General features: G+C 58.9%; 9 protein-coding genes. 4 read left to right on the top strand and 5 right to left on the bottom strand.

What is annotated here, in order from left to right; translation table 11 throughout:
- Window positions 1–75: 75 nt before the first annotated feature.
- Window positions 76–1455, bottom strand: a complete 1380-nt coding sequence (locus K0F88_RS10335) for an OprD family porin (RefSeq protein WP_219095000.1) — start codon at window positions 1453–1455, stop codon at window positions 76–78.
- A gap of 411 nt (window positions 1456–1866) precedes the next feature.
- The gene (locus K0F88_RS10330) at window positions 1867–3204 is read right to left on the bottom strand and encodes an OprD family outer membrane porin (RefSeq protein ID WP_219094999.1); all 1338 of its coding nucleotides are present in this window, start codon (window positions 3202–3204) and stop codon (window positions 1867–1869) included.
- Between the two features lie 361 nt (window positions 3205–3565).
- On the opposite strand from K0F88_RS10330, the gene tauA reads away from it, so the two are divergent.
- Entirely contained in the window at window positions 3566–4555 is a 990-nt protein-coding gene (tauA, locus tag K0F88_RS10325) for a taurine ABC transporter substrate-binding protein (RefSeq protein WP_219094998.1), read from the top strand.
- 51 nt (window positions 4556–4606) lie between these two features.
- Here tauA and argA read toward each other — a convergent pair whose 3' ends face one another.
- Window positions 4607–5905, bottom strand: coding sequence for an amino-acid N-acetyltransferase (gene argA, locus K0F88_RS10320; protein WP_219094997.1), 1299 nt, complete (start codon window positions 5903–5905; stop codon window positions 4607–4609).
- Window positions 5906–6173: 268 nt separating this feature from the next.
- Complete coding sequence (gene argE, locus K0F88_RS10315; RefSeq protein WP_219094996.1) at window positions 6174–7343, bottom strand: acetylornithine deacetylase; 1170 nt, start codon at window positions 7341–7343, stop codon at window positions 6174–6176.
- Between the two features lie 156 nt (window positions 7344–7499).
- Here argE and K0F88_RS10310 point away from each other — a divergent pair, with 156 nt between their 5' ends.
- Window positions 7500–8867 carry an inorganic triphosphatase gene (locus K0F88_RS10310; protein WP_219094995.1) on the top strand — a complete coding sequence of 456 codons (1368 nt, stop codon included), beginning with the start codon at window positions 7500–7502 and terminating at the stop codon, window positions 8865–8867.
- A 99-nt stretch (window positions 8868–8966) separates the two neighbouring features.
- Here K0F88_RS10310 and K0F88_RS10305 read toward each other — a convergent pair whose 3' ends face one another.
- Window positions 8967–9431: an Lrp/AsnC family transcriptional regulator gene (locus K0F88_RS10305; RefSeq protein WP_131061030.1), complete on the bottom strand. Its 465-nt coding sequence runs from the start codon at window positions 9429–9431 to the stop codon at window positions 8967–8969.
- Window positions 9432–9556: 125 nt separating this feature from the next.
- On the opposite strand from K0F88_RS10305, the gene K0F88_RS10300 reads away from it, so the two are divergent.
- Both K0F88_RS10300 and K0F88_RS10295 read left to right on the top strand, forming a co-directional pair.
- Window positions 9557–9895: a hypothetical protein gene (locus tag K0F88_RS10300; RefSeq protein WP_094470089.1), complete on the top strand. Its 339-nt coding sequence runs from the start codon at window positions 9557–9559 to the stop codon at window positions 9893–9895.
- A 90-nt stretch (window positions 9896–9985) separates the two neighbouring features.
- Window positions 9986–11770, top strand: a complete 1785-nt coding sequence (locus K0F88_RS10295; protein ID WP_219094994.1) for a GspE/PulE family protein — start codon at window positions 9986–9988, stop codon at window positions 11768–11770.
- Window positions 11771–11774 lie beyond the last annotated feature (4 nt).

The raw sequence follows: 11774 nt of genomic DNA, 5'->3' as shown, positions 1-11774 counted from the left end.
CCGCCTTGAAAACGTAAAAGCCCCGCCCGGCGAGATGCCGGGCGGGGCTTTTTTTCAGCGGTTACGCGAGCGCTATTACAACAGCGGGATCGAGTAGCTGACGATCAGACGGTTTTCGTCCTGGTCGCGCTGACCTGGGACGTCGTTGCGCCACATGGCGTTTTTCCACGTGAGGCCCAGGTTTTTCAGTGGGCCGCTCTGGACTACATAGGCCAGGGTCAGGTCGCGTTCCCACTCGGAACGGCCGGAACCGGCCACTGCGGTGCTGGAGCTGCTGATGGTGTCGATGTTGTCACCGCGCAGGTAAACGATGCCAGCAGTAGCGCCTGGCAAGCCAACCTTGGCGAAGTCATACGAGTAGCGTGCTTGCCAGGTACGTTCGCCGGCGCGGGCGAACTTCGCGATCTGGCTATCGGTAGTCAGGTAAGCCGACGAGCCGTCACCCTGGTTCAGCCAAGGGAAATCGCTGCTGCCGTTGCTGACCTGGTAACCGCCACCGAAGGTGTGACCAGCAACGGTATACAGGAACAGGCCGCTGTAAAGGTTGTTGTCAACTTTGCCCCGGCCAGCGCGGAAGCCCTGATAGTTACCGGAGCTGAAATAAGTCGAATCGTGGCCGTTGGCACCATCGTCAGAGCTGTTGAAGTAACGCAAGTCAGACTTCAGCACACCTGGACCGATCGACCAGTTGTGAACCAGACCCAGGAAGTGTTGCTTGTAGAAGTCTTCCAGGTTGCCGTAGTAATACTGGGCAGTCAGGTCTTTGGTGATCTTGTAGTCGCCACCACCGTAGATGAACTTGTTGCTGTCACGGCCGGAAGCAGTACGACCATTAGCACCAGCGATCGACAACTCTTCGTTGTTGCTGGAGTTACGGCCCTTGACGTGCTCGATCTGACCACCGATCAGTGTCAGGTCCTTGATCTCGTTCGAAGTGATCTGACCGCCCTGGAAGGTTTGCGGCAGCAGACGACCGTCGTTGGTCACGATCACCGGCAGTTTTGGCTGCAGGGTGCCCAATTTCAGTTCGGTCTGGGAAATCTTGGCTTTAGCAGTCAGGCCTAGGCTGGAGAAGTTATCAACTGCTTCGCCGTTGGACTTGCTTGGAAATACAGTACCGCCATAAGAACCATAGTTCGTGGCGGTTGCAGGGCTCGCGCCATTTGTGCCGCCGCCCGAATCCAGACGCACGCCCAGCAGGCCGATGGCATCGATACCGAAACCAACGGTGCCTTGGGTGTAACCGGAGGTGAAACGCAGATCGAAGCCTTGGCCCCATTCTTCGTTCTTGTTCTGAGCGCCAGCAGCTTTGGTGCCCGAATCACGGTTATCGTTATTGATATAGAAGTTACGCAGACCCAGAGTGGCCTTGCTGTCTTCGATGAAACCGGCGGCGCCTGCCTGCTGCGCCAAAACCCCTACGGCCACAGCCAGGGCCAAGGTGGACTTGTTCATTTGTTTCGCTCCTATCGTTTCTAATGCTTGTGTTCCTGGTCCTGGGTCGAATGCCCTGGATCCTAAGACGCGCAATTTTTGCCGAACTCTCTAGCCCGGTCGTTTTGGCCGCGCAGGATACATCGTCATAAAGCCAAAAAGAATTGTGTGATCCTTTTTCATAGCGTTACGGAATATGCCTGCGCAGCACAGATCCGAGGTATCGGCTAAAAAGCCGATTCCTGAACCTGTTCTTCTAACGGGGATTATTTTGCTTAACGCCGGGCTCCATGCTGAGTACCGGACGGGGCCTACTTTAGGTGCTGACAAAAAAAACTAAAAAGAATAAAAAATACGCAACACTGTGGTTTTTGGAATATATACAGGCAAAAAAAAGCCTCGCCTGCCGGCAAGGCTTTTTCTGGCGACTTGTTACATGAAGCTGTAGGTGTAGTTGAAGATCAGACGGGTCTGATCCTGATCAAGGGTGCTGGTGTTGCCGCGATACATACCGTGACGCAGCGTCGTGCCAAACCCTTTAAGCGGACCCGTTTGAATCACGTAATCCACACGCAGGTCGGTTTCCCGCTCGTTCAGGTCCTTACCCACACCGCTGGTGGCCTTGATGTCCTGGCCATACAAGTAAGCAGCCGAAGCTTTCAGACCTGGCACACCCAACGAAGCGAAGTCATAGGAATACTGGCCATACGAGGTATTTTCACCGGCACGGATAAAGCTGCCGACCGTGGCGTCGGTGAACGAGTAGAAGCTGGCGCCGCCAGCACCTTCGTTGCGCCCTCTGCCGTCAACCACGTTGCCCTGGTTCAGGAAAACGAAGCCGCCGTCATCGCTGACACGCTGATGCCCGAGCAGAAACGCGCTGCCACCCAGGGTATAGGTGAATGTGGCGCTCCAGGTCTTGTTATCGACCACGCCCCTTTCCTTGGCGTAGCCGCTGTTGTTGTTGAACTGGTAGCCGGCGTCGCCGTTCTTGCCATCGGAGCTGCTGTCGAAGTAACGAAGATCGGTCTTGAACGACTGGTTCGGAGCGATCGGGTAGACGTGCACCAGGCCGAGGAAATTCTGCTTGTAGTAGTTTTCCAGGTTCGCGTAGTAGTACTGCAGCGTCAGCTCTTTGGTAACCGCCCAGTCTGCACCGGCGTAGCGGAACTGGTTACTGTCCTGAGTGCCACCCGCCACGGCCAGGCCAGTGCTGTTGGAGGATGCACGACCTGTCGCGTGCTCCAACTGACCTACGTTAAAGGTGAAGTTGTCGATTTCCTTCGAGGTGATAGTGCCACCTTCAAAGGTCTGTGGCAGCACGCGGCTATCGTTCGCAATCAGGATCGGCATGTTTGGTTGCAGAGCGCCACCGTAGTGGGCCTCTGTCTTCGAGAATCGTGCCTTGACGTTGGCCGCCGCACGGGTCCATGAACTCTCTGCCGAACCATCGGAGTCGCTAGGGCTGAAGGAGTTATTGTCCGGGTGATGGCCCTTGCCACCGTCCAGATGGAGACCGACCATTGCCTGGGCGTCGATACCGAAACCTACGACACCTTGAGTGAAGCCCGACTTGTAATCGAACTTCAGACCCTCGGCAGCCTCTCGCTGCCGGTTAGCAGGAGTCTTGGCACCTTCACGGTTGTCGGCGTCGAAATAATAGGTACGAGAACTAACGGAAGCCTTGCTGTCTTCGATGAAACCCGCGGCGCCTGCCTGCTGCGCCAAAACCCCAACGGCCACGGCTAACGCCAAGGTGGACTTGTTCATTGTGAAGCTCCTCTCGATTCTAATTCTTGTGTTCCTGGCCCCAAGTCGATGCTCGGGATCCTAAGATGCGCGATTAGCGCCAGAGCGAGACCCACAAGTCAATGTAACTATGTGTGTCTACGACTATGGTCTAACCCTCCGTTTTTTGGTCCATACAGGTCATGAGTTCGTCATAAACCTGAAAAGAACTAGCTAATTCATTTCTCATACCGATTGGAAATTAAGCTGCGAACTCATCAACGAGTCGAGAATAGAGCCTCCAGCCCATAAGCTAATTCCTAAATGGTATTTGTCAGCTGTTTTTTAGATCGTTTAGCGTTTGAAGCAATTCGGAAACAATCCCCTACCGAAAGGCGACGCCATGACGACCAAACGCGCACTATCCAGACCGATTGTTACAGTTTGTGTATCGCTATTATTTTCGCTCGGCGCTCAAGCGGCGAACCTCACGGTTGGTTATCAAACCGGTATCGACCCCAGCAAAGTCCCCCAGGCCGACGGTGTTTACGAAAAGACCATTGGCGAAAAAATCGACTGGCGTCGTTTCAACAGCGGCCCGGAAGTGGTGACAGCCATTGCCTCCGGCGACGTGCAGATCGGCAACCTTGGTTCAAGCCCGCTGGCCGCGGCCGCCTCGCGCAATCTGCCGATTGTGGCGTTCATTGTTTCCGCGCAGATCAACGCCGCCGAAGCACTGGTGGTGCATAACGACAGCGGCATCGAAAAACCGGAAGATTTGATCGGCAAGACAATCGCCACGCCGTTCGTTTCCACCTCCCATTACAGCCTGCTCGGCGCGCTCAAGCACTGGGGCCTGGACGCCTCGAAGGTCAAAGTGGTGAACCTGCAACCGGCGGAAATCGCTGCGGCCTGGAAGCGTGGTGACATTGATGGCGCGTTTGTCTGGTCGCCGGCGCTGGGGGAAATTCGCAAGACGGGCAAGACGTTGACCGACGCCGCACAAGTGGGTCAGTGGGGCGCGCCGACGTTCGAGGTGTGGGTGGCGCGTAAGGATTACGCCGAGAAGCATCCGGACGTTGTGGCGAAATTCGCCAAGGTCACCCTGGACTCGTTCGCCGACTATGCCGCGCATAAAGACAGCTGGACCGCTGACTCGGTGGCGGTGCAGAAAATCGCCAAATTGACCGGTGCCAATGCGGTGGATGTGCCGGAGTTACTGGCCGGCTCAACGTTCCCGGATGCCAAGGCCCAACAGACTACTGCGCTGCTGGACGGCGGCACGGCGAAGGCCATTGGCGAGACGGCGAAGTTCTTGAAGGAACAAGGGAAGGTAGAAACGGTGCTGCCGGATTATTCGGCGTATGTCAGCGCGAAGTTTGTCGCTGAATAACACCCGAAATGATCGTTCCCACGCTCTGCGTGGGAACGATCAAGCCTGCGGTTACAAGGCCTTTTCAAAGATCTTCGAATTACGCTGATAGTTGTACAGCGACGCACGCGCCGACGGCAGGCGTTCGACGCTGCTCGGCACGAACCCACGCTCACGGAACCATTGAGCGGTCCGGGTCGTCAGCACGAACAAGGTTTTCAAGCCCTGGGCCCGGGCGCGGGTTTCGATGCGCTCCAGCAGCTCATCACCGCGACCGCCGTGGCGGTATTCCGGGTTGACCGCCAGACACGCCAACTCGCCAGCGTCCGAATCGGCAATCTGATACAACGCCGCACACGCGATGATCATCCCTTCGCGCTCAACCACGCTGAACTGCTCGATCTCGCGTTCCAACACCTCGCGGGAACGACGCACCAGAATCCCCTGCTCTTCCAGCGGGCTGATCAGGTCCAGCAAACCACCGACATCTTCGATGGCCGCTTCGCGCACGATCTCGAATTGCTCCTGGGCCACCAACGTACCGCCACCGTCGCGGGTGAACAGCTCGGTCAGCAGCGCACCGTCTTCCGCGTAGCTGACGATATGGCTGCGGGCGACACCGCCCCGGCACGCTTCAGCCGCCGCATCCAGCAGCTCCGCCTGATAGTTGCTGCCCAAGCGCTGCAAATGCGCCGGGACTTGTTGCGGACGCAGCTCACGCACCAGCCGACCGTTTTCATCGATCAAGCCGAGGTCGGCACCGAACAGCAGCAATTTGTCCGCCCCCAGGTCGATGGCCGCGCGCGTGGCGACGTCTTCGCAGGCGAGGTTGAAAATCTCACCCGTCGGCGAGTAGCCCAACGGCGACAGCAGCACGATGGAGCGCTCGTCCAGCAGGCGATTGATGCCCTTGCGGTCGACCCGGCGCACTTCGCCGGTGTGGTGATAGTCGACGCCTTCCAGCACGCCGATCGGCCGCGCCGTCACCAGGTTGCCGCTGGCCACCCGCAGGCGCGAGCCCTGCATCGGCGACGAGGCCATGTCCATGGACAGCCGCGCTTCGATGGCGATGCGCAGTTGGCCGACGGCATCAATCACACATTCCAGGGTCGCGGCATCGGTGATGCGCATCCCGTGGTGGTAATGCGGGGTCAGGCCGCGTGCGGCAAGGCGGGTTTCGATTTGCGGACGGGAACCGTGAACCAGCACCAACCGCACGCCCAAGCTGTGTAACAGCACGAGGTCGTGGACGATGTTGCCGAAATTCGGATGCTCAACGCCGTCGCCGGGCAGCATGACGACGAAGGTGCAATCGCGGTGGGCATTGATGTAAGGCGAAGCGTGACGAAGCCAATTAACGTATTCGGGCATGAACCTGGGCCTGTAATAAATAGCAGCCAAAAAATGGGCGAAACTGAAAACGCACAGCGGGCTGATGGTTATCGTCGGAACAGGCTTGGCGACACGCGCGCTCTCCTCATGAATACGGGTTGGGACACTGGCAATTTATACGGTTTACTCAGCCAAGCCACTGCACCTGTGGGAGCGAGCTTGCTCGCGATAGCGGTCTTACATTCAACATCCAATGTTGACTGATCTGGCCTCATCGCGAGCAAGCTCGCTCACACAGGGATCTCGCTCAACCGACTGGCATTGGCGTTTGGGCCGGCGTCAGGCAGTAATGTTCAATCAGTTGTCGTAATAGATGCACGGTAGGCTGCAAACGTGACATTTCGAGGTATTCCCCCGGTTGGTGCGCACAGGCGATATCGCCCGGGCCGAGTACCAGTGTTTCGCATCCAAGACGCTGAAGATAAGGCGCTTCGGTGCCGAACGCCACTGCTTCGGCGAGATGGCCGGTCAGCTTTTCGGCGACCCGGACCAATTCGGCGTCCTCGGCCTGCTCGAACGGCGGCACTTCGGGGAACAGCGGCGCGTAATTGATCTTCACCTGATGGCGTTCGGCAATCGGGTTGAGCCGCTGCAAAATTTCGGCGCGCAGGGCTTTGGGGTCCATGCCCGGCAACGGCCGCAAGTCGAATTCCAGTGAGCACTGGCCGCAGATACGGTTGGGGTTGTCGCCGCCATGGATGCAGCCGAAGTTCATGGTCGGTGTCGGCACGCCGAATTGCGGATTACGGAATTCACGCTGCCACAGCAGGCGCAGACCGCGCAGCTCGCCGATGGCATCGTGCATGGCTTCGAGGGCGCTGTGGCCCAGGCGCGGGTCCGAGGAATGGCCGCTCTGCCCGAGGATGTCGATGCGCTCCATCATGATGCCTTTGTGCATGCGGATCGGCTTCAGCCCGGTCGGCTCGCCAATCACTGCTGCACGCCCCAGCGGACGCCCCGCTTCGGCCAGGGCACGCGCACCGGACATCGAGCTTTCTTCATCGCAGGTGGCGAGGATCAGCAGCGGCTGTTTGAACGGTTGATCAAGCAGAGGTATCACCGCCTCGATGGCCAGGGCAAAAAAGCCTTTCATGTCGCAACTGCCCAGGCCCACCCAGCGGCCATCGACTTCGGTCAGTTTCAACGGATCGGTCTGCCACAGTGCGCCATCAAACGGCACCGTATCGCTATGACCGGCCAGCACCAGGCCACCGGGGCCGGAGCCGAAACTGGCCAGCAAGTTGAACTTGCCGGGGCTGACCTGCTGGATGTCGCAGGCAAAACCCAGGTCACCGAGCCACGTCGCCAGCAAGTCGATGACCGGACGGTTGGATTGATCAAGGCTGGGCTGGGTACAGCTGACCGTCGGCGCGGCAATCAGCGCAGCGAACTGATCTTTCATGGACGGCAAAGGCATCGCTGACTCCAACTCGCGAATTGAAGTCCATCATAGAACCATCCGGCGACAGGAATAAACCGTCGCGGCGCGAAGCGGCAGCCAGTCCTGTACACTGCACGACCTTGGCAGCCACACATTCCCCCGGCTGCGCTCCCGATCCTGGATTTTCCGGCCATGCAGAAAGAAACCGAAATCAAACTCCGCGTCAGCCGCGAAACCCTCGCCGCCCTGCGCGAGCACCCGCTCCTGAAAAAACGCAACAAAAGTGGCTGGGAACGCCGTGAGTTGATGAACCAATACTTCGACACGCCTGAGCGCGACCTGGCCCGCGCCAAGGTTGCCCTGCGCCTGCGCAAGGACGGCGAAGAAGTGATTCAAACGCTCAAGACCCGTGGCCAGAGCGTCGCCGGTCTGTCCGAGCGTAACGAATACGACTGGAACCTGCCCAAGGCCAAGCTCGACGTTAAGAAACTCGACGGCGAATGCTGGCCTGAAGAGTTGGCTGAGCTGGACAAAAAAACCCTGAAACCGATCTTCACCACCGATTTCGTTCGCGAACGCGCCGAAATCGCCTGGGGCCGTGGCAAGACCAAAGTGGTCATTGAAGCCGCACTGGACCTGGGCCACGTGGTGGTCGGCAAACAGAAAGAAGAAATCTGCGAGCTGGAACTGGAACTGCGCGAAGGCGAGCCGGCTGCCCTGCTTGAACTGGCCGCCGAACTGGCCGCGACCCTGGCCCTGATGCCGTGTGACATCAGCAAGGCCGAGCGTGGTTATCGTTTGTACGACGCCAACAGCTATTCGTTGAGCCTGCCGGCACCGCAAATCACCGCTGAAATGCCGCTGGACGATGCATTCGCCGCACTGAGCTGGCATTTGCTGAGCAGCAGCCAGCGTCTGGCCGAGCAGTATCGCTTCAACGGCCACTGGCGCCTGTTGCTGGACTGGGTCGAGAACCTGGCCGAATTGCGCGCATTGCTCAGCAGCCTGGGCCAGGCCGCACCGCGTCAATCGACGCACGACCTTCGCATCGCACTGGATGCCTTGCTCGAAGACTGGCGTCCACTGGTGCAAGCCGGTATCGACGACGAAGACGTGCGCAAAGCCGCGCCGGAGCAGTTCCTCGAAGAACTGGAAGACCCGCGTTGGGGCTTGTTCTCGCTGAACACTTCGCGCTGGTTGCTGGCCCGCACCTGGGCGGCTGATCGTAACGTCCGTGGCAATCGCCAGGGCGCTGCGCAATTGGGCAGCTGGTTGCCGCGCTTGCTGGGTGAAGAAGCGACGTCCCTGCAATTGCAGCGTTATCAGCAACAGCCGGAAGATCTGGCCGAGCAACTGCCGCGCATCGAGCGCATCCAGGCCTGGCTGCACCATGCCCGTGGCGTGCTGGACATCCCGGAAATGGATCGCTTGTACGGCGAGCTGAAACTGTTGGCGCAACTGGCTAACGAGCCGATCACCGATGAATCGCTGGATGCGCGCAAGCAGCAGGCGATTGCGGTTTATCAGAATCGTGCCTGGAAAATGCTGCTGCGTATGTAACACCGCCATCGCCAGCAGGCTGGCCCCCGCAGGTGGAATGCGTTCCCCTGTGGGAGCTAGCCTGCTAGCGATGAGGCCAGCAAACTCACCGCAAAAACTTCAGACCGGCAAACTGGTGGTGGACTTGATCTCCGATAACGCCACAATCGAGTTCACTTCCTGAATCCCCGGCACCATCGACAGCTTTTCAAAGAAAAATCGCTCATACGCCTCGATGTCCGCTGTGACAATCCGCAGCAAGAAATCCACCGACCCCATCAGCACATAACACTCCAGCACCTCGGGAAAGCCGCGAATCGCCTCGGTAAACTCAGTGAAATTCGAACGCCCGTGCGCGTTGAGTTTGATCTCGGCAAAGATCTGCGTGTTAAGCCCGATCTTCTTGCGATCGAGCAGTGTCACCTGACCGCGAATGATCCCCTCCTCCTTCATCCGTTGAATCCGCCGCCAACATGGCGACTGAGAGAGCCCCACCTGTTCAGCGATCTGTGCGCTGGAGAGCGAAGCGTCTTCTTGCAGCAACGCGAGAATCTTGCGGTCGTAGCCATCCAGCTCATTTTGCATAAATAAACCCGTGATTGATCGCCAGCCGAATCAAACAATTCGAAAATTCGCCAATAATCCCCATCATAGATAAGAAATGCCCGGCAACGAATGTAAAAATTCCTCCATTGATTTGGAGACCGACCATGCCGCACCTGGAAGCTGTGAACACCTCGCCTATCCGCGCCGATGTCTGGAACGCCGGCAACGCGCACTGCCGCGTTCATTACCAACTGCTGGCCGAAGCCGAGCCTGACCTGCTGTGCCGGGCGCTCAACCTGTTCGCCCTGCAGTTTCTGACGCCGCAACAGGTCAGCGCGCAGCGGATGGACGATTTGATGTCGATCGACATTGTCATGGACGGGCTGAGCTGGCATCGCGCCGAAGTGATTGCGGAAAAATTACGTAACCTGATCAGCGTGTGTTCGGTGGAGCTGCAAGCGGCTGATTCCGCGTGGGAAGCGCCGGCCCGGGCGGCGGGCTGACAAACCTCGACACGGCTTCGTCGGGTAGTGGCCCAACGGTCGGCGGGTCCGCGACTATCCTTTGCGAACTGTTGTTCATGAGGAGCCCGCATGTCCGTTCAACTTGCCATTCAGGACCGCTGGCTGGATCTCAATGATTTGCTGCGTGAACTGGTCGCCCAGGGCTTTATCAGCCAGGACTCGGCCGAACACGCGCTCAATGCTCGCCGCCGCCACGCCACCCATGGCCAGATGCATCCCCTGGAATTCATCGCCAGCCAGCACCTGGACGACCTCAGCCGTCCCGGTAAACACCTCGACCTGGAAAGCCTGACCCTGTGGCTGTCACAACAGGCCGGCCAGCCTTACTTGCGCATCGACCCGCTGAAAATCAACGTGGCGGCGATTACGCCACTGATGTCCTACGCCTTCGCCCAGCGCCACAAGATTCTGGCGGTGTCCATCGACCGCGACGCGGTGACCGTGGCCAGCGCCCAGCCTTACGTCAACGGCTGGGAAGCTGACCTGACCCACGTTTTAAAGCTGCCGATCAAACGTGTCGTGGCCAACCCGGTGGACATCCAGCGCTTCAGCGTCGAGTTTTTCCGGCTGGCCAAATCGGTCAGCGGTGCGACCAATGCCGATCAGCAAACCAACACTCTGGGCAACTTCGAACAACTGCTCAACCTCGGCGCCAGCGATCAGGAACCGGACGCCAACGACGCACACATCGTCAACATCGTCGACTGGTTGTTCCAGTACGCCTTCCAGCAGCGCGCCAGCGATATCCACATCGAACCCCGGCGCGAGCAAGGCACGGTGCGCTTTCGCATCGACGGCGTGCTGCACAACGTCTATCAATTCCCGCCGCAAGTGACCATGGCCATCGTCAGCCGCCTGAAAAGCCTCGGGCGGATGAACGTTGCGGAAAAGCGCAAACCCCAGGACGGCCGGGTAAAAACCAAAACCCCGGACGGCGGCGAAGTCGAGCTGCGGCTGTCGACCTTGCCGACGGCGTTCGGCGAAAAAATGGTCATGCGGATCTTCGACCCGGAGGTGTTGCTCAAGGACTTCGATCAACTCGGTTTCTCCGCCGAAGACCTGCGCCGCTGGCAGGACATGACCCGCCAGCCCAACGGCATCATTCTGGTCACCGGGCCCACCGGATCGGGGAAAACCACCACGCTGTACACCACGCTCAAGAAACTGGCGACGCCGGAGGTCAACCTCTGCACCATCGAAGACCCGATTGAAATGGTCGAACCGGCGTTCAACCAGATGCAGGTCCAGCACAACATCGACCTGACTTTCGCCGCCGGGGTACGCGCGCTGATGCGGCAGGATCCGGACATCATCATGATCGGCGAGATCCGCGACCTCGAAACCGCGGAAATGGCGATCCAGGCTGCACTGACTGGTCACTTGGTCCTGTCGACGCTGCACACCAATGATGCGCCGAGCGCTATCAGCCGCCTGCTGGAACTCGGCGTGCCGCATTACCTGATCAAGGCCACGGTGCTCGGCGTCATGGCCCAGCGCCTGGTTCGCACCTTGTGCCCACACTGCAAGGCACCGCTGACGTTGGGTGAAGAAGACTGGCAAACCCTGACCAAACCCTGGCAAGCGCCGCTGCCCACCAATGCCCAGCGCGCCATCGGCTGCCTGGAATGCCGCGACACCGGCTATCGCGGCCGCGCGGGGGTCTACGAAATCATGCAACTGACGGATGGCGTTAAGGCGCTGATTAATCCCGACACCGATTTGCTCGCGGTGCGGCGTCAGGCGTTCAAGGAAGGCATGCGCAGTTTGCGGCTGTCGGGGGCACAGAAAGTAGCCGCCGGGTTGACGACGATCGAGGAAGTATTGCGTGTGACGCCGCAGAGTGAGCAAAAGTAGGCGC

It is taken from the genome of Pseudomonas sp. UMAB-40 (assembly GCF_900095275.1).
GTDB lineage: Bacteria > Pseudomonadota > Gammaproteobacteria > Pseudomonadales > Pseudomonadaceae > Aquipseudomonas > Aquipseudomonas mandelii_B.
Note: the sequence above shows the minus strand (reverse complement) of the source record. Positions and strands in the feature narration are given on the sequence as shown.